General features: G+C 70.3%; 11 protein-coding genes. 5 read left to right on the forward strand and 6 right to left on the reverse strand.

Annotated features, from left to right (window positions below):
* Positions 1-49 precede the first annotated feature (49 nt).
* Entirely contained in the window at positions 50-3,757 is a 3,708-nt protein-coding gene (locus tag LPB260_RS19640; protein ID WP_208707477.1) for a UvrD-helicase domain-containing protein, read from the reverse strand.
* Positions 3,754-7,056 (reverse strand): exodeoxyribonuclease V subunit gamma, encoded by a 3,303-nt coding sequence (gene recC, locus LPB260_RS19645; protein ID WP_208707478.1) that lies wholly within the window; start codon positions 7,054-7,056, stop codon positions 3,754-3,756. Before recC ends, LPB260_RS19640 begins: the two co-directional genes overlap by 4 nt.
* 174 nt (positions 7,057-7,230) lie before the next feature.
* Here recC and LPB260_RS19650 point away from each other — a divergent pair, with 174 nt between their 5' ends.
* The 4 genes from LPB260_RS19650 (at position 7,231) to LPB260_RS19665 (ending at position 10,696) form a co-directional block, all read left to right on the forward strand.
* Positions 7,231-7,902 carry a haloacid dehalogenase type II gene (locus tag LPB260_RS19650; RefSeq protein WP_208707479.1) on the forward strand — a complete coding sequence of 224 codons (672 nt, stop codon included), beginning with the start codon at positions 7,231-7,233 and terminating at the stop codon, positions 7,900-7,902.
* Between the two features lie 195 nt (positions 7,903-8,097).
* Positions 8,098-9,744, forward strand: a complete 1,647-nt coding sequence (locus LPB260_RS19655; protein WP_208707480.1) for a Na/Pi cotransporter family protein — start codon at positions 8,098-8,100, stop codon at positions 9,742-9,744.
* A gap of 116 nt (positions 9,745-9,860) precedes the next feature.
* Positions 9,861-10,466 (forward strand): RNA polymerase sigma factor, encoded by a 606-nt coding sequence (locus LPB260_RS19660; RefSeq protein ID WP_208707482.1) that lies wholly within the window; start codon positions 9,861-9,863, stop codon positions 10,464-10,466.
* Positions 10,460-10,696 carry a hypothetical protein gene (locus tag LPB260_RS19665; RefSeq protein ID WP_208707484.1) on the forward strand — a complete coding sequence of 79 codons (237 nt, stop codon included), beginning with the start codon at positions 10,460-10,462 and terminating at the stop codon, positions 10,694-10,696. The genes LPB260_RS19660 and LPB260_RS19665 overlap by 7 nt, the downstream gene beginning before the upstream one ends.
* Positions 10,697-10,730: 34 nt before the next feature.
* Here LPB260_RS19665 and LPB260_RS19670 read toward each other — a convergent pair whose 3' ends face one another.
* From LPB260_RS19670 to LPB260_RS19680, 3 genes are all read right to left on the reverse strand, one after another.
* Positions 10,731-13,304 (reverse strand): TRAP transporter permease, encoded by a 2,574-nt coding sequence (locus LPB260_RS19670; RefSeq protein WP_208707486.1) that lies wholly within the window; start codon positions 13,302-13,304, stop codon positions 10,731-10,733.
* A gap of 129 nt (positions 13,305-13,433) precedes the next feature.
* A complete protein-coding gene (locus tag LPB260_RS19675) occupies positions 13,434-14,405 on the reverse strand; it encodes a TAXI family TRAP transporter solute-binding subunit (RefSeq protein ID WP_208707488.1) in 972 nt (323 codons plus the stop codon).
* A gap of 178 nt (positions 14,406-14,583) precedes the next feature.
* Complete coding sequence (locus tag LPB260_RS19680) at positions 14,584-15,546, reverse strand: NAD-dependent epimerase/dehydratase family protein (RefSeq protein ID WP_208707489.1); 963 nt, start codon at positions 15,544-15,546, stop codon at positions 14,584-14,586.
* A 156-nt stretch (positions 15,547-15,702) separates the two neighbouring features.
* Between LPB260_RS19680 and LPB260_RS19685 the strand changes: the two genes are divergently transcribed.
* Positions 15,703-16,815 carry a DUF5924 family protein gene (locus LPB260_RS19685; protein WP_208710049.1) on the forward strand — a complete coding sequence of 371 codons (1,113 nt, stop codon included), beginning with the start codon at positions 15,703-15,705 and terminating at the stop codon, positions 16,813-16,815.
* Here the strand turns inward: LPB260_RS19685 and LPB260_RS19690 are convergent.
* Entirely contained in the window at positions 16,797-18,026 is a 1,230-nt protein-coding gene (locus tag LPB260_RS19690) for a nucleoside recognition domain-containing protein (RefSeq protein WP_208707491.1), read from the reverse strand. The two genes, LPB260_RS19685 and LPB260_RS19690, sit on opposite strands and share 19 nt — an antisense overlap.
* Positions 18,027-18,113 lie beyond the last annotated feature (87 nt).

Genomic DNA, 18,113 nt, shown 5'->3' on the forward strand with positions numbered 1-18,113 from the left:
CCTGCAGTGGTGCGCGCGGCGCACCCTACGGCTTGAATGCGCTCGGGCATCAGTGCAAACCCTCGAACAGTCGATCCAGGGCGTCCAGCAGGCTGTCGGCCGGGCGGGCGAAATACACCCCGGCCTGTGGCATGCCGCGCAGGAACAGGTAATAGGCGCCGCCGAGCTGGCTGTCGTCGAAGTCGGCCAGGCGCTGGCGCAGGAAGCGCCGCAGCGCCACCAGGTAGATCAGGTACTGCAGGTAGTAGTGCTCGCCGGCCAGGGCCTGCACCAGCCGCTCACCCTGGTAGTAGCTGGCATCCGGGCCGAGCCAGTTGGACTTGTAGTCGGCGATGTACCAGCGCCCGTCATGCTCGAAGGTCAGGTCGATAAAGCCCTTGAGGAAACCCTTGAGGTCGTCGAACTCCAGGCGCGCGGCGGCCTCGCGCATCGCCGTCGGCAGGCCATGGTCCGGGTCGGCGAGTATCGCCCGCAGGCGTTGCACCGACAGATTCGCCACCGGGAAGGTGAAGCCCAGCTCGGGCAGGCGCCGCGTCGGCTCCAGGGCGGACAGGCGCAGGCCGTTGCCGTCCAGGTCGGCGTCGAGCACCGTCTGCAGCTGCGCGATCGCCACCTCGCGCCAGTCACTGCTGATCCCGTGCCCGCTCAGCGCCGGCTCGACCAGCTCGCTCAGCGCGCCCTTGCCCCGCGCCCAGTCCTCGAGGATGGCGTGCAGGCAGGTGCCGGCACGGGCGCCGCGGGGGAAGGCGAAGAAGCCGCTGCCCGGCTCGCCGGCATCCGGCATGACCAGGCCGTCGCGGTCCGGCGCCTCCAGGTGCAGGCCGGCGGCCAGGCCGGAGAAACTGCCGATGCGCCAGGCACTGTGCAGGCTGCGCTGCAGGCTGGCCAGGCCCTGCGGGGCCGGCGCGCGGCGCTCGCCGGCGGCGCTGGCCTCCTGTTCGAGCAAGGGCTGCAGGGCCATCTTGCCGGCGCTGGCGGCGACCAGCGCCTCGAGCTCGCCGCGCAACGCCGCCGGGCCCAGCTGTTGCAGGTGCGCCGCCAGTTCGCCCAGGGCATCCTCGCCCGGCAGCTGGCGACCGTGCAGCAGCCAGGCCAGGGCGCTGCTGTGCAGGCCCTCCTCGCCGAGGCTGCCGTCCTTCTTCGCCTTGCAGTCCACCGGCCCCCAGTGCAGCCACAGGCGATCGCGGGCCCGGGTCAGAGCCACGTAGGTCAGGCGCAGGCGCTCGGCGAAACGCTCCTGGCGGGCGCGCTGGCGATGTTCGTCGAGCCGTTCGCCGCCGAGGTCGAGTAGCGGCGTGCCGTCGTCGGCGTGGCAGCTGATGTCCTCCTGCTTGCGCAGCAGGGCGCCGTCCCACAGGAAGGGGCAGAACACCAGCGGATACTCCAGGCCCTTGGAGGTGTGGATGGTGACGATCTGCACCCGCTCGGCATCGCTTTCCAGGCGCAGCAGGGCATCCTCGCCATGGGCCTCGGCGCGGCGCTGGTCGTCAAACCAGGCGAGCAGCTGCTCCAGGCCCGGGCGCTGCAGGCTCTCGGCCTGCAGCAGCTCGGCCAGGTGCAGCAGGTTGGTCAGGCGGCGCTCGCCATCGGCCAGGGCCAGCAGGCGTTCGGCCACCCGCTGCTCGTCGAGCCAGGCGCGGAAGGCGCGCATGAAACCCTGCTGCTGCCACAGCTGGTGGTAGCGTTCGGCGGCCTCGCGCTCCTCGTCCCAGGCCCGCGCGTCGTCCTGGCAGGCGGCCAGGTCGCGGGCGCTGCGGCCCAGCAGGCGGGTGGCCAGGGCATAGCGCAGGGCGCCCTCGCGGCCCGGTTCGGCATAGGCGGCGAGCACCGCGGCCAGGGCCTCGGCCTCCTCGCTGTGCCAGACGTTTTCCTTGCCGCGGCGCACGCTGGGCACCCCCCGCGCGGCCAGCTCGGCGGCCACCTCGGCGGCCTGGCGATGGCTGGCGACCAGCACGGCGATATCGCCGCCGGCCAGCGGAGTCCGCTTAAAGCTGCTGCGCCCCGCGATAGCTGCGTCAGGTTCTCGCACCAAGCTCGCCGTACCTTCAGTACTGTCTCGCTTGTCGCTGCGATCCTTCCTTGCTCTCACGGTGCTCGCGACGCTTTGCACGGACTCCGCAGGGTTCTCTTCTTCGAAATAAGCCTCGCCGCGGCCGCTGGCCGCCAGCACGGCGGCGATCCGCCGCGCCGTGTCGCGGGCCGCCAGGGCGCCGGCCTGGCCCTTGCCGAGGTGTTCGTCGTCCAGCCAGACCAGCGCCAGCGGCGCCGCCTGGTCCTCGTCCGGCAGCACCAGCCGCGGCCGCGGCCGCGGGCTGGCGCCGACCGGCGGATACTCCAGGCCCGGCTCGGCGAAGGGCATGGGGCGGTCGAACAGCTGGTTGAGCGCGGCGATCAGTTCGGGGGTGGAACGGTGGTTGGTGGCCAGGCTGTACTGGCGCGCCGCCTCGCGCCGCGCCTGCAGGTAGGTGGCCAGGTCGGCGCCGCGGAAGGCGTAGATGGCCTGCTTGGGGTCGCCGACGAAGCACAGGTCGCCGCCCTGGCTGCCGCCCGCGTCGCCGGCCGCGTCGGGGCTCGAATAGATGCGCCGGAAGATCTGGTACTGGATCGGGTCGGTGTCCTGGAACTCGTCGATCAGCGCCACCGGATACTGCGCGCGCAGGGTGCCGGCCAGGTGCTCGCCGCCCTCGCCATAGAGCGCCTGCTGCAGCTTGTTGAGCAGGTCGTCGAAGGCCAGCAGGCGCTGCGCCGCCTTGCGCTGCGGCAGCTGCTGGTTGAGCTGGCCGATCAGCCGCACCTGCAGGTCGATCAGCCGCTGCTCGGCCTGCGGGCGCGCCGCCTCCAGCGCCTCGCAGAGCCCCTGCAAGGCATCGCCCAGCGGGCTCGGCGGCAACGCCGCGCCCTTCTTGCAGGCCTTGAGCAAGCCCTCGCGGGACAGCCGCGGCAGCGCGTCGAGGCCGGCGAACAGCGCGGCGGCGTCGCTGAAATAGCCGTCCAGCGCCTGCTGCCAGGCGCCCAGCTTGGTCGCGTCGACCATGTTGCCCTTGAAGCCGTCGAAGGCCTTGAGCCGCTCCAGCCACTCGCCGCTGTCACGCTGCCAGGCGGCGCGCGCCTGCTGCCAGGCGGCGCGCAGGCTACCGAGGTCGCTGGATGCACCCGGCGCCGGCTCGATGCGCAGGTAGGGCTTGCCCAGGTGGCTGCGCAGGCGCTGGCGCAGGCGCTGCGGGGTGAGCTTGTGCTGCACCAGGAAGGCCGCCCACTCCGGTTCGGCCAGCGCCAGCTCATGGCGCCAGAGATCGGCGAGCAGGGCGTCGAGCACCTCGCGGTCGTCCTGGGTCAGCTCGTTGTCGAAATCGCCGCCGGCCTCGAAGGCGGCATCCTGCAGGGCGCGCTGGCAGAAGCCGTGGATGGTGAAGATCGCCGCCTCGTCGAAACCGTGCACCGCCAGGAGCAGGCGGCGGTGGCTGGCGTCATCCGGGTACTGGGCGTGCAGGCGGTTGAGCAGCTCGTCCGCGCCGGGCCCCTGCTCGTAGACCGCCAGCAGTTCGGCCAGGCGCCGGCGGATACGCTCGCGCAGCTCGGCGGTGGCCGCGGTGGTGTAGGTGACCACCAGGATCTGCGCCACCGACAGCCGCTTCTCCAGCAGCAGGCGGGCGTAGAGCGCGGTGAGGGTCCAGGTCTTGCCGGTGCCGGCGCTGGCCTCGATCAGCGAGCGGCCGGCGAAGCTGTCCTGCAGCAGGTCCAGGGTGGCGCTGCTCATGCGTCGTCCTCCTCGCCCTGCAGGGCATCCAGGGCCGGGCCGTAGAGTTGCTCGGCCAGGGCCTCGAAACGTTCGTCGAGCGGCTCGCGGTCGCGGAAGGCCAGGGCGTTCCAGGGGTCCTGGCTCTCGCCGGTCATGAAGTCGTTGCCCTGCCACATGAGCCGCGCCTCGCTGCGCGCCGCGTCGATCGGTTCCTTGCGCCCGGGCTTGCGCCATTTCTTGGCGAAGCCGTAGCTGCACTTGGCCAGCACCGGCAGCGGCTCGCACAGCGCCGACTTGTAGGCCTCCAGCCAGGGTTCGAGCAGCTGCCGGGCATCGGCCAGCGGCCCCAGGCGCCATTCGCTCTTGGGCGACAACAGGCGGCTGTCACGGGCGATGCCCGGGCTGGCGGCGCAGTTGAGCAGCAGGTGGCGCAGCCAGAACGGCGCCAGCTCCCAGGCGCCGAGATCGCGCAGGCGGTAGTCGAACAGGCCGTCGGGCGTGACCCCGTCGAGCCAGCCGTGGATGCGCACGCCCGCCAGTTCGAGGTCGACCAGCAGCGGTTGCGCCACGTCGTCGGGACGCTCGTCGAACAGGGTCGGGGCGAAGGCGCGGATCGGCCCGCGGATCTGCCCCCAATGGGCCTGGCCCAGCTCGCCCACCGGCAGCCAGCCCGAGGCGGCCGCCACCGCGCGTTCCTCGGCCTCGCTCCAGCCCCGTTCGATGGCCTGCAGCGCCAGCTGGCGCAGGCCATGGGTGCTGGTCCACTCGACGCTGAACGGCTCGTCGCCGGCCAGGGCTTCCTCGCTCTGCGCCAGGCGTAGGCCGAGGCGTTGCTCCAGCAGGTAGCGCGCCGGGTGCTTGAAGCAGTGGATCAGCTGGCTGGGCTCCAGGGTCAGCGGATCGCCGCCCGGCCCGTCCGGACCGGGCGCGGGCAGGGCGCTGGCGAAGGGCTCGGGCTGCGCCTGCACCGGCTCGCTGAGGCGCTGGGCGGCGCGGAACCACGACGCGGCGAAGCCGGCCCGGCGCCCGGCGGCGAAGTTGTCCGGGGCGAAGGGCTGCAGCGGGTGTTCGAGGGTGATGTGGGCACTGGCGGCGCCGCCGTCGGCGCACGCGGCGGTGAGGTCGACCACCTCCAGCAGCTCGCAGACCAGCACCGAGGGCGGCAGTTCGGCGTTGCTGCGCGGGTCGCGGCCGACGTAGCTCAGGTACAGGCCGCCGCGCGCCGAGAGCAGGGTCTCGAGCAGCAGGTAGCGGTCGTCCAGGCGCCGCGCGCGGTCGCCGCGCCGCGGCTTCTGGGCGATCAGGTCGAAGCCGGCGGCCGGAGTACGCCGCGGCAGGGCGCCGTCGTCCAGGCCGAGCAGGCAGACCTGGCGGAACGGCAGGCTGCGCATCGGCACCATGGTGCAGAAAGTCACCGCGCCGGAGAGAAAGCCCGAGGCGCCGCTGCCCTGCTCCAGCGCGGCGGTCAGCTGCTGGCGCACCAGGGCCAGCTCCAGCGGCCGCTCGATGCCGGCCGCCTCGGCCTGCTCGGCCAGCGCCGCGCAGGCCTTGGACAGCAGCAGCAGGGTATCGCCGGCCTCGCGTTCGTCGAACAGCGCGTCGACCAGCGCCACCAGGGTCTGCGCCCACTCGGCCAGCGGCCGCGGCCGCTGCAGGTCCCGGGCCAGGGCGGCGAGGCGCTCGACGAAGGCGGCCAGGCGCCCGAGCAGCTGGGCGCGCCCGCCTTCCAGGGCATCCAGCGGCCAGCTGTCGCCGAGCAGCGGCGCGCCCTCACCGGCCAGCTGCGGCGGGGCGGCGAAGCCCAGCAGCAGGCGGTCCAGGCCCTGGCGCCAGGTGAAGGCGGCATCGGCCGGCAGGCCGAGCTGGGCGCGGTGGCCGGCGTCGCGGCCCCAGCGCACGCCGGCCTCGCGCAGCCAGTCGCGCAGCAGGCTCAGGTCCTCGGCCTCGATGCCGGCGCGGCGGGCGAGGGCCGGCTGCTCCAGCCAGCCCAGCACTTCCTCCGCGGTGAAACGGCTGTCGGGCAGGGCGAGCAGGCCGAGGAAGGCCTCGATCAGCGGGGTTTCCGCGCGCAGGCTGCGGTCGGCCAGGGTGAAGGGAATATACGCCGCGCCACTGCGTCCCACGGCTTCGCGGGGGGCGCCGCCTCTGGCGGAGAAGACCGCCTCGATATAGGGGGCGTAGCGCTCGATGTCCGGGGTCAGCACCACCACCTGGTCCGGGGTCAGGGCCGGGTCGGCGGCGAAGCGGGTCAGCAGCTGGTCGTGGAGGATTTCCACCTCGCGCAGCGGCGAGTGGGCGATGTGCACCTCCAGCGAGCGGTCGTCCTCGCGCAGCAGCAGGCGCTCCTCGGGGGCGCGGGTGCGCAGGCGCAGGATGTCGTTCTGCAGGGCCTGCAGCAGGCTGCCATCGTGCAGGTCGGCGTCTTCCGAGTAGATGCCGGTTTCCTCGGCGCCCTCGCTGGAGGCCAGGGCGAACAGCGAATCGAAGAAGTCCCGGCCCTGCTTGCCCAGGCTGGCCAGCAGCGGGTGGCCGACGTCCAGGTACCAGTCGTCCGGGCTGGCCTCCGGCTGTTTCGCCAGCTCGCGGATGTCGCGGATCTCGCCCCAGGCCTCGCGACAGGGGTTGAGGGCGAACACCACCACTTGCGTGTGCCGCGCCAAACCGTCGAGCACGCGCAGGTGGTGTGGTGCCAAGGCGCTGATACCGAACAGCAGCAGGCGCTCGGGCAGCCCGGCGATGGGCTCATCGGCGTACAGGCGACGCAGCAGCTCCTCGAGCAGGCGGGCGCGGTGCGGGTGTCCATCGCGGGTCAGCTCGCGCCACAGCAGGGCCTGCCAGGCTTCGTCCGGGCCGAGGCCGAGCAACTCGTTGCGCTCCCAGGCGGCCAGCCAGTCGTCGCGGTACAGCAGGTACTGGTCGAACACGTCGGCGATCTTGCCGGCCAGCGACAGCCGCCGGCGCTCGTCGCCGCCCTCCAGGTAGTGCGCCAGGCGCGGCGCCTCGGCCAGCCGGGCCGGCTCGCACAGCCAGTCGTAGAGCCGCCAGGTCAAGGTGGCGGGGGAGAATGCCGACTGCTCCGGCAACTGGCCGAGCACCTGGCGCGACAGCTCCCAGACGAACTTGGCCGGCAGCTGCACGTCCAACTGCATGGCGATGCCCTGCTTGCGCGCCAATTCCAGGGTCAGCCAGCGGCCGATGCCCTGGCTCGGCACCACCACCTGGGCGGCGGCGAACGGCTCGCGCAACGGTTGCGCGAGCAGGGTGGTGGCCAGTTCGCCGAGGGTTTCCAGGTCGGGGGCATGGTAGAGGCTGAGCATCGGGCAGGGTCGCTTCCGTTCAATCGGGCTAGGTTACCAGTTCGCCCAGCGTGCCGGGGTCGGCCGACAGCTTGTGTCGCCGACCGACCACCCGCGATCTGCGACCAATGGCCAAGTGTCGCCTGCGGCTGACTCTGCAACCCTGAAGCCGGATTCACAACCGAGGTATTGCCCATGACTCCCTGCCTGGCCTTCGATGTCTACGGCACCCTGATCGACCCCAGCGACGTCACCCGCCAGTTGCGCACATGGCTCGGCGAGCAGGCCGAGGACTTCTACCAGCGCTGGCGCGACAAGCAGCTGGAATACAGCTTTCGCCGCGGCCTGATGGGCGCCTACGTGGACTTCTCCCAGTGCACCCGCGAGGCCCTGGCCTTCACCTGCGCCAGCAGCCAGGCGCCGCTCGACGCCCAGGCGCAACAGCAGCTGCTGGACGCCTGGTCGAGCCTGCCGGCCTTCGCCGACAGCGCTGCCGGCTTGCGGCAGCTGCAGCAGCAGGGCGCGCGCCTGTACGCCTTCTCCAACGGCAGCCACCAGGCGGTCAGCGCCCTGCTGCAGCAGGCCGGCCTGGCCGGGTATTTTCAGGATGTCGTCAGCGTCGAGGAGGTGCGCAGTTTCAAGCCGGACCCGGCGGTGTACCAGCACCTGCTGAGCCGCACCGGCAGCGCGGCCGAGGCCACCTGGCTGGTCTCCAGCAACCCCTTCGACGTGCTCGGCGCCGGCCATGCCGGGCTGCGCACGGCCTGGGTCCGGCGCAGCGCCAAGGCGCGGTTCGACCCCTGGGGCACAGAGCCCGATCTGCAGGTCGCCAGCCTGGAGGAATTGGCCGCGCGCCTGGCCGACTGAACATGCCGAACGGCGACCCGCGGCTGGCGCCGCGGCCATTCGCCGTCTACAGCTTAAGAAGGGGCCGGTAGAAAACCATCAAGGCCATATCAATCACCTGCCCGGCGTGTCCGCCACCGGTTCGAGGCCTTTGCCCAGGTGCGCCACATCCGGTTGTTGCCCGTATTTGGGCGACCCAAGACAGGGAGATGCACGATGCTGACCCTGCTCAATCTGTTATCGGCCGTCGCCCTGCTGATCTGGGGCACCCATATCGTCCGCACCGGCATCCTGCGGGTGTACGGCTCGAACCTGCGCAAGGTACTCAGCCACAACGTCAGCCGGCTGCCGATGGCCTTCGCCGCCGGGATCGGCGTGACCGCCCTGGTGCAGAGCAGCAATGCCACGGCCCTGCTGGTCACCTCCTTCGTCGGCCAGGGCCTGATGGCGCTGCCGCCGGCCCTGGGCATCATGCTCGGCGCCGACGTCGGCACGGCGCTGATGGCGCGGGTGCTGACCCTCGACCTAGGCTGGCTGTCGCCGCTGCTGATCACCCTCGGGGTGATCTTCTTCCTCTCGCGCCGGCAGACCCGCGCCGGCCAGCTCGGCCGTGTGAGCATCGGTCTGGGCCTGATCCTGCTGGCCCTGGAGCTGATCGTCAGCGCCGCCACGCCGATCACCCAGGCCCAGGGCATCAAGGTGCTGTTCGCTTCGCTGACCGGCGACCTGCTGCTCGACGCCCTGGTCGGCGCGCTGTTCGCCCTGATCTCCTACTCCAGCCTGGCGGCCGTGCTGCTCACCGCGACCCTGGCCGGCGCGGGCCTGATCAGCCTGCCGGTGGCCATCGGCCTGGTGATCGGCGCCAACATCGGCAGCGGCCTGCTGGCCTTCCTCACCGCCAGCCTGCAGACCCCGGCCGGCCGGCGAGTGGCCCTGGGCAGCCTGCTGTACAAGCTGATCGGCCTGCTGCTGGTGATCCCCATCCTCGGCACCCTGGTCGACTGGCTGGACAGCCTGGAGTGGAGGCCGGCGGAGCTGGTGATCGGCTTCCACCTGTTCTACAACAGCCTGCGCTGCGTGCTGATGCTGCCCAGCGTCGGGCCCATGGCGCGCTTCTGCAACTGGCTGCTGCCGGACCGCCCCGAGGACTCCGGCGTGGCCAGCCCGCGCCACCTCGACCGCACCGCCCTGGCGACGCCGAGCCTGGCCCTGGCCAACGCGGTGCGCGAGACCCTGCGCATCGGCGACCTGATCGAGACCATGCTGCGCCATCTGCTGGAAGTGCTGCGCAGCAACCAGCCGGCCCTGAGCAAGGAGCTCAGACGCCTGGACGACGATGTCGACGCGCTGTACAGCGCGGTCAAGCTGTACTTGGCCCAGGTGTCCCGCGACGGACTCGGCGAGCGCGACAGCCGGCGCTGGGCGGAGATCATCGAACTGGCGGTGAACCTGGAGCAGGCCGGCGACATTATCGAGCGCATGCTCGGCAAGGTGCAGAACCAGAAGACCGCCCAGCGCCACTCGTTCTCCGAGAGTGGCCTGGAGGAGCTGGCGACTCTGCACGCGCAGCTGATGGCCAACCTGCGCCTGGGCCTGAGTGTGTTCCTTTCCGGCGATGCCGAAAGCGCTCGCCAGTTGCTGCGCGAGAAGCGCCGCTTCCGCGCCCAGGAGCGGCGCCTGGCCCACGCCCACGTCGGCCGCCTGCACCGCCAGGTGGTGCAGAGCATCGAGACCAGCGCCCTGCACCTGGAACTGATCGGCGACATGAAACGCCTCAATTCACTGTTCTGCAGCAGTGCCTACGTGGTGCTGGAGGCCGGCGAAACCGGCGCGCTGAAAGCCGAGGAGCCCGTCGGCGAATAGCCGGCGCGCGGACCGAAGGTGTAACAAGGGCCGCTGCGTGCCCTCGAATATCAGGACGGGTCGAGTCCAGCCGTACCGCCCGCCCTCTGCGGCAGTGTCCTGCCCAGGAGGACCCGATGGACAACGAGCAAGAGCTGATCCGCGGCATGCAACGGGGCGACCCGCAAGCCTTCGAGGCCGCCATCCAGGCCCATCACCATTTTCTCGTGCTGATGGCCACGCCGCTGGCGGGTCCCGAGCTGGCCAAGGATGTGGCGCAGGAGACCTGGATCAAGGCCTTCGCCGCCATCGAACAATTCCAGGGCCGCTCCAAGCTGCGCACCTGGCTGGCGCGCATCGCCCTCAACGAGGCCCGGGCGATGCTGCGCAAATACAAGCGCGAGGTGACCTGGGACGCCTGGGGTGCCGACGGCGGCTCACCCATCGAGGGCCGCTTCAACCGCGATGGCAGCTGGACCCGGCCGCCGATCCGCTGGCACCACGACTCGCCGGAGGCCCTGCTGACCGAGGAAGAACTCTACCAGTGCATCCGCGAGCACCTGCACAAGCTGCCCCACGACCAACAATCGGTGGTGCTGCTGCGTGAGGTCGCCGGCCTGGACTTCAGCGAAATCGCCCAGTCGCTGAAGCTGGCCGAAGGCAACGTGCGCGTGCTGCTGCACCGCGGACGCCAGCGCCTGCACGCCATGCTGGAGCACTTCGAGGAGGTAGGCACATGCTGAGCTGCCAGGAAATGTCGGAACTGGGGTCGGACATCATCGACCGCCGCCTGGGCTGGCGAACGCGCCTGGCGGTGCTGATGCACACGCGCAAGTGCGATCGCTGCCAGCTGTATCTCGATCAGCTGCGGCTGACCTCGGAAACCTTGCGCCGACTGCCGCTGGACGACGAACGGGTGGACAGCGCGGCGATACTCGCCGCCAGCCGCAAGAACGCCGAGCCGGGCGCCTGAACCGGCGCCCCCTTGCGGGGCGCCGGGTTGGCACTCAGACGCCGCCGGCGCCAGGCGCAGAAGGCTGCCGCCGCCGGCGTTGCAGCCAGATCACCAGGCCGAACAGGGCGAAGCCCGGCAGCCACATCAGCTCCTTGGCCCAGCGCTCGGTCGGCGCCCGCACCACCAGGATCTGCTGGTCGAACTCCAGCCCCGCCTCGGCCGCCGGGCTGCCGAAGGCGACGCTGTCGATCAGCACCTTGTCGCCGTCCTCGTAGGTCAGCAGGCCCAATGCCTGCAGGCGCTCGGCGCCGCTGGCGCCGTCCGGCACCGCCAGCAGCAGGGCGAACTCGCGCGCATCGCCGACCGCATCCTCACCGCGAATGCGCAGGCGCAGCTGGCTGCCGGCCTCGACATCGCCCAGCGCCTGCTCCAGCTGCGCCGGCGGAATGTCGCGGTAGGGGTCGTGCAGCAGGTCCATCCAGAAACCCGGGCGGAACAGGGTGAAGGCCACCAGGAGGAGGAGCAGGCCCTCGTACCAGCGGCTGCGCACCAGGAAGAAGCCCTGGGTACCGGCGGCGAAGATCAGCATGGCGCAGGTGGCAACCAGGAAGATCAACAGGCCGTGCCAGAAGTCCACGTCGATCAGCAGCAGGTCGGTGTTGAAGATGAACAGGAACGGCAGCGCCGCGGTGCGCAGGCTGTAGTAGAAGGCGGTGATGCCGGTCTTGATCGGATCGCCCTTGGACACCGCGGCGGCGGCGAACGAGGCCAGGCCCACCGGCGGGGTGACGTCGGCCATGATGCCGAAGTAGAAGACGAACAGGTGCACCGCGATCAGCGGCACGATCAGGCCGTTCTGCTGGCCCAGGGTGACCACCACCGGCGCCAACAGGCTGGACACCACGATGTAGTTGGCGGTGGTCGGCAGGCCCATGCCCAGCACCAGGCTGAACACCGCGGTGAGCATCAGCATCAGCAGCAGGTTGCCCATAGACAGCAGCTCGACCAGGTCGGCCAGCACCAGGCCGACCCCGGTCTGCGACACCGCGCCGACGATAATCCCCGCCGCCGCGGTGGCGATGCCGATGCCGATCATGTTGCGTGCGCCGGCCAGCAGCCCTTCGCGCAGGTCGACCAGACCATCGATGAAGGTGCCGTGCTCGTGCAGGCCATCGGTGCGCATCCAGCTCAGCAGCGGGCGCTGGGTCAGCAGGATGATCACCAGCATGACGCTGCCCCAGAAGGCCGACAGGCCGGGCGACAGGCGCTCGATCATCAGGCACCAGACCAGCACCACCACCGGCAGCACGAAATGCAGGCCGGAAAGCAGCACCGCGCGGGTCTGCGGCAGGGCGTCGAGGGGCGCGTCCGGGTCTTCCGGCTCCAGCGGGGCGACGCTGGCGGCGACCTTCAGCAGGCCCAGGTAGACCAGCGCCAGTAGCGCGCCGATGCCCTCCAGGGCGTAGTCGCCGAGCGCCGGCTTGAGCCAGCCGAGGCCGTAGTACACCGCCAGGGACAGGCCGCTGATCAGCGCCGCGCCGAAGGCGAAGCCGGTCAGGCGACGCAGCCAGGGCTTGGGCTGGTGGCCGCCGATCGGCTGCAGGCCGAGCTTGAGCGACTCCAGGTGGACGATGTAGAGCAGGGCGATATAAGAGATCGCCGCCGGCAGGAAGGCGTGCTTGATGATGTCGACATAGGGCATGCCGATGTACTCGACCATCAGGAAGGCCGCGGCGCCCATCACCGGCGGCATGATCTGGCCGTTGACCGAGGACGCCACCTCGACCGCGCCGGCCTTCTCGGCGGAGAAGCCGGTGCGCTTCATCATCGGGATGGTGAAGGTGCCGGTGGTGACCACGTTGGCGATCGACGAGCCGGAGATCATCCCGGTCAGCCCGGAGGCGACCACCGCCGCCTTGGCCGGGCCGCCGCGCAGGTGGCCGAGCAGGCTGAAGGCCAGCTGGATGAAGTAGTGGCCGGCGCCGGCCCGCTCGAGCAGGGCACCGAACAGCACGAAGAGGAAGACGAAGCTGGTGGACACGCCGAGGGCGATGCCGAACACCCCCTCGGTGGTGATCCACTGGTGGTTGGCCAGGGCGGTGAAGCTCACCCCGCGATGGGCCAGCAGGCCGGGCATATAGGGACCGGCCAGGCTGTAGATCAGGAAGATCAGGGCGATGATCGCCAGCGGCGGGCCGAGGGCACGGCGGGTCGCCTCGAGCAGCAGCGGAATGCCGATGCAGGCGGTGACCAGGTCGGCGGTGGTCAGGCTGCCAGGGCGCTGGGCCAGGTCCTGGTAGAAGATGAACAGGTAGGCGGCGCTGGCCGCGGCGACCAGGCCGAGGGCGATATCCACCAGCGGTACGCGCTCACGGGGCGAACGCTTGAACGCCGGGAAGGCGAGAAACGCCAGCAGCAGGGCGAAGGCCAGGTGAATGGCCCGGGTCTCGGTGTTGTTGAGCACGCCGAAGTTGAAGATGAACGGCAGCGGCGAAGCGATCCACAGCTGGAACAGCGACCAGAGCAGCGCCAGGCCGGCGATCACCCGGGCCATGGCGCCCTCTGGGGTGCGCGCACCGACGTCCTGGGCGATCAGTTCTTCGGTGGACAGTTGCTTGTCATGCATGGGTGCAACCTGCATTCGGGAGGTGAAAAGAACGGCAAAACCCGCGGCCTGGCGGCGCGCGGGCTTGGTTCAAGCTTAGTCAAGATTGCCGCCCGGACGCTGCCGGGCGCGAGCGGGCGAGCGCTGCCGTTACAGCCAGCCGCGTTCCTTGTAGTAGCGCACGGCGCCTTCGTGCAGCGGCGCGGTGAGGCCGACCGTGATCATGTCCTCGGCCTTGAGATCGGCGAAGGCAGGGTGCAGGCGCTTGAAGCGGTCGAGGTTGTCGAACACCGCCTTGACCAGCTGGTAGACCACTTCCGGGTCGGCCTTGGCGGTGGTCGAGAGGACCGCCTTGCCGCCGATCGACGGGGTCGCGGCGTCATTGCCCTTGTACAGCCCGCCGGGGATCTCGGCCTTGGTGTAGTAGCTCTTCTCGGCCAGCAGCTTGTCGATGTCCGCGCCGGTCACCGGTACCAGCACGGCATCGGTGGTGGTGGTGGCTTCCTGGATCGCGCCGTTGGGATGACCGACGAAGTAGGTCATGGCATCGATGTTGTTATCGCCCAGGGCGGAGGCCTGCTCGGCCGGCTTGAGCTCTGCGGACAGGGCGAATACCGACTTGTCCCAGCCCTTCACGCGCATGATCTCTTCCAGGGTGTCGCGCTGCCCGGAGCCCGGGTTGCCGACGTTGACGCGCTTGCCCTTGAGGTCGTCGAGGCCGGCGATGTTGGCGTCGCGGCGGGCGAGGATGGTGAACACCTCGCTCTGCAGGGAGAACAGCGCACGAATGTCGTCCATCGCGCCCTCGGCCTCGAACGGGGCCAGCCCCTTGAGCGCCTTGTACTGGTGGTCCGACTGCATGACCCCGAGGTTGAATTCGCCGCTGCGCAGGCCATTGACGTTGGCCACGCCGCCGCCGCTGGCCGGGGCGTTGCACTTGATCCCGTGTTCAGTCGCGCCGCGGTTGACGAAGCGGCAGATCGACTGGCCTGCCACGTAATACACGCCGGTCTGACCGCCGGTGCCGATGGTGACGAACTTCTCCTCGGCCTGCGCCGCGCCGCCGAGGGTGATACCCGCGAGAGCAGCCGACAGGACCCATGCGAGGGGTTTGCCTTTCATGGGAATTCTCCTTTTTCTTGATTTCTGGGCCGGGCGCGCCTTCTGGGCGGCACCCGGAACCCAACAAGTCTAACCGCTCGGACAGAATTTGCACGGCCGCGGAGCGTCTAGCACGGCACCGGGCCATGCCCGGCAGTGCTCGCCGTCCGCCGCGAGGCGGGGCCGTCCCCCCGGACAATCAGCCCTGCGCCGCGATGCCCCGGGCCTGGAGAAACGCCACGAACGCCTGGCGACTGGTGTAACGCGGCGTATAGCCGAAGGCCTCCTTCAGTCGCCGATTGGCCAGCAGCGGTCGATAGCGCAGGAAATCCAGTTGCTCGACGCCATGGCGGCTCAGTCCCAGAGGCCTGGACAGGCGCCAGGCCATGCGCAACACCGCGGCCGGCAACGCCCGGTAGGGCTTGCCCAGCAGGGCGGCGATCTCGCGCAGCGACAGGGCGCCATCGCCGGCCAGGTTGTAGATGCCCTCGCACCCTTGCTCCAGACCCTGGCGAATGACGTTCACCACATCCTGATCCCAGATGAAGCCGAATCGACTGTCGTGCCCCTTCACCCCCAGCACCGTGCGCGTGCTGATCAGCTCGCCGACCCGGCTGTCGATGCGTTTGCCGAGGATGCTGCTGGGACGCAGGACCAACTGCCTGAGGCGCGGATGACGCGCCCGGGCGGTGGCCAGCAACAGCTCGATCTCGCGCTTGTGGCGGGCATGGGCGAACGCGCCATCGCCGCGCAGCGGCTGGTCCTCGTCGAGCCATTCGGCGCTCTGCGGACAGAAGCCATAGGCGGCACCGGAGCTGGTGACGGTCAGGTGCTCGACACCATAGGCCAGGGCCGCCTCCAGCAGCGCCTGGGTGCCGCCCACCTCGATGGCGTGCAGTTGCGCCTCGCTCATGGCCGCGGGTGGATTGACGACCGTGGCCAGGTGCAGGATGGCCTGCGGCCGGTAGTCGGCGACGCAGGCCCGCACCTGGGCGGGACGGCCGATATCCAGCCGCACCGGTTCGACATTGAGCTGCAGGCCCTGCAGGGTGACCGGGCGGATGTCGGCGGCGATCAGCATCCACTGCGGATGCTGGATGGCCAGATCGCTGAGCACCTGCTGGCCGATATAGCCCGCGGCGCCGGTGATCAGTACACGCATGCAACCTGCCCTCGCCCGAAAGTGATCTGCCGCACCCGCCGGATCGGCTCCGCGTGCTCACAGCATAGGTCAGGCCGTCGCCGTCCGGAGGTGGCGGATGCAGTATCCTTGGCCCGTCCGTCGCCCTTCGCCGTGAGCCTGCCCTTGCCACCGTCCATGCTCCACCGCGGCATCGCCAAGCTGCCGCGACTCATCGCCCTGATCCAGCGCCACCCGTGGCTGGTGGCGATCTTCGGTTTCGCCTCCGGCCTGGCCAGCTTCCTGCTGGTCGAGCGCCAGGCGCAGCTGGCCAGCGTGCTGGCCCTGGTGATGCTGGTCAGCTGGTTGTGGCTGACCCTGGAGAACCTGCTGCGCGCGAGCATCGCCCGTTGGTTCGGCCTCGAGCTGCCGCCGCCGCTGCTGCGCTACGCGACCCAGCTGATCCACCAGGAGAGCCTGTTCTTCGTCCTGCCGTTCTTCTTCATCACCACCACCTGGAACAGCGGTCAGGCGCTGTTCAGCGGCCTGCTCGCCGGCGCCGCGCTGGTGTCGATCATCGATCCGCTGTACTACCGCTGGCTAGCGCCGCGGCGCTGGCTGTTCCTGGCGTTCCACACCCTGACGCTGTTCGTCGTGCTGCTCACGGCGCTGCCGATCATCCTCAAGCTGACCACGGCGCAGAGCTACCAGCTGGCCCTGGCGGTGGCGGTGCTGCTGTCGTTCCCCAGCCTGTACGGCAGCATCAACGTGGCGCGCTGGTGGCGCGGCCTGCTGCTGCTCGGCCTGACCCTGGCACTCGGCGCCGGCGGCTGGCTGGCGCGCTTCTGGGTGCCGCCGGCGACCCTGTGGCTGACCGAGGTGGCGCTGTCCAGCGAGTTCGACGGCTACCGGCGCGCGCCGGGCAAGCGGGTCAAGCAGCTCGACCTCGAGCAGCTGCGCCGCCAGGGCCTCTACGCCTACGCCGCGATCAGCGCGCCGCGCGGCCTGGACGAGCGCATCTACCATGTCTGGCTGCACGAGGGTAAGGAGATCGAGCGCATCGCCCTGACCATCCACGGCGGGCGCAAGCAGGGCTATCGTGCCTGGACCCGCAAGCAGAACTTCCCCGGCGACGCCCTCGGTCGCTGGCAGGTCCAGGTCGTCACCGAGGCCGGGCAGATGATCGGCGTGCTGCGCTTCCAGGTCCTGGCGCCTAAGGCTGCCGCGCCGTCAGCCGCGCCCGTCGCGCCGACGGACGCGGCCCTGGAGGTCGATGAGCTGGCGCTGCCGGTTCAGCCGAAGAACCAGTAGCACACCGCGACGGCGGCGATGATCCCGCTGAGGTCGGCCAGCAGCGCGCAGCCCACCGCATGGCGCGCGCGCTGGATGCCCACCGCGCCGAAGTACACCGCCAGCACGTAGAAGGTGGTCTCGGTACTGCCCTGCACCGTGGCGGCCACCAGGGCCGGGAAGCTGTCCACGCCGAAGTTCTGCATGGTCTCGATGAGCATGGCCCGCGCCCCGCTGCCCGAGAAGGGCTTCATCAGCGCAGTGGGCAGGGCGTCGATGAAGCGGGTGTCCCAGCCGAGCGCCTGGACCAGCGCGCGCACCCCGTCGAGGCCCATGTCCAGGGCGCCGGAAGCCCGCAGCACGCCGATCGCGCAGAGCATCGCCACCAGATAGGGCAGCAGGCTCTTGGCCACGTCGAAGCCTTCCTTGGCGCCCTCGATGAAGTTCTCGTACACCGGCACCCGGCGCAGCGCCCCCACCAGCAGGAACAACAGGATCAGGCCGAACAGGGTCAGGTTGCCGAGCAGCGAGGACAACGCCGCGAGCGCCGTGGCGCTCATCCCGCCGAGCAGGGCCATGAAGCCGCCGAGCAGCAGCGCCCCGGGAATTAGGTAGGCCAGCACCACCGGGTCCCACAGGCGCAGGCGCTGCACCAGGGCCACGGCCAGCAGGCCGGCCAGGGTCGAGGCGCTGGTGGCCAGGAGGATCGGCAGGAACACCAGGGTCGGGTCGTCGGCGCCCTGCTGCACCCGGTACATGAAGATGCTCACCGGCAGCAGGGTCAGCGACGAGGTGTTGAGCACCAGGAAGAGGATCTGCGCATTGCTCGCCACGGTCTGGCTCGGATTCAGCTCCTGCAACGCGCGCATGGCCTTGAGGCCGATCGGCGTGGCGGCGTTGTCCAGGCCCAGGCCGTTGGCGGCGAAATTGAGGGTGATGAAGCCCAGCGCCGGATGGCCCCGCGGCACCTCGGGCATCAGCCGCGCGAACAGCGGACCGAGGGCGCGCCCGAGCAGATCGACCAGGCCGGCCTTCTCGGCGATGCGCAGGAAGCCGAGCCAGAGGGTCAGGGTGCCGAACAGCACCACCATCACCTCCACCGACAGCTTGGCCATGGCGAACAGGCTCTCGACCATGGCGGCGAACACCGCCGGGTCGTCACCGAGCAGCCAACGCGACAGGCCGGCCACCGCCGCCACCAGGAAAAAACTCAGCCACAGGCCATTGAGCATGATTCATCCCCCCAAACGATGCGGCGGATAATAGCGTGCCTGAGGGCTGCAGGAACGGGGACTGTACGTGGAGGGTGCTGGCGCGCA

It is taken from the genome of Pseudomonas sp. LPB0260, from assembly GCF_013388395.1.

Bases quoted from the DNA above. Each gene is read 5' to 3' on its own strand.
- LPB260_RS19640 (WP_208707477.1), bottom strand. From the start codon at position 3,757: ATGAGCAGCGCCACCCTGGACCTGCTGCAGGACAGCTTCGCCGGCCGC.
- recC (WP_208707478.1), bottom strand. From the start codon at position 7,056: ATGCTCAGCCTCTACCATGCCCCCGACCTGGAAACCCTCGGCGAACTG.
- LPB260_RS19650 (WP_208707479.1), top strand. From the start codon at position 7,231: ATGACTCCCTGCCTGGCCTTCGATGTCTACGGCACCCTGATCGACCCC.
- LPB260_RS19655 (WP_208707480.1), top strand. From the start codon at position 8,098: ATGCTGACCCTGCTCAATCTGTTATCGGCCGTCGCCCTGCTGATCTGG.
- LPB260_RS19660 (WP_208707482.1), top strand. From the start codon at position 9,861: ATGGACAACGAGCAAGAGCTGATCCGCGGCATGCAACGGGGCGACCCG.
- LPB260_RS19665 (WP_208707484.1), top strand. From the start codon at position 10,460: ATGCTGAGCTGCCAGGAAATGTCGGAACTGGGGTCGGACATCATCGAC.
- LPB260_RS19670 (WP_208707486.1), bottom strand. From the start codon at position 13,304: ATGCATGACAAGCAACTGTCCACCGAAGAACTGATCGCCCAGGACGTC.
- LPB260_RS19675 (WP_208707488.1), bottom strand. From the start codon at position 14,405: ATGAAAGGCAAACCCCTCGCATGGGTCCTGTCGGCTGCTCTCGCGGGT.
- LPB260_RS19680 (WP_208707489.1), bottom strand. From the start codon at position 15,546: ATGCGTGTACTGATCACCGGCGCCGCGGGCTATATCGGCCAGCAGGTG.
- LPB260_RS19685 (WP_208710049.1), top strand. From the start codon at position 15,703: ATGCTCCACCGCGGCATCGCCAAGCTGCCGCGACTCATCGCCCTGATC.
- LPB260_RS19690 (WP_208707491.1), bottom strand. From the start codon at position 18,026: ATGCTCAATGGCCTGTGGCTGAGTTTTTTCCTGGTGGCGGCGGTGGCC.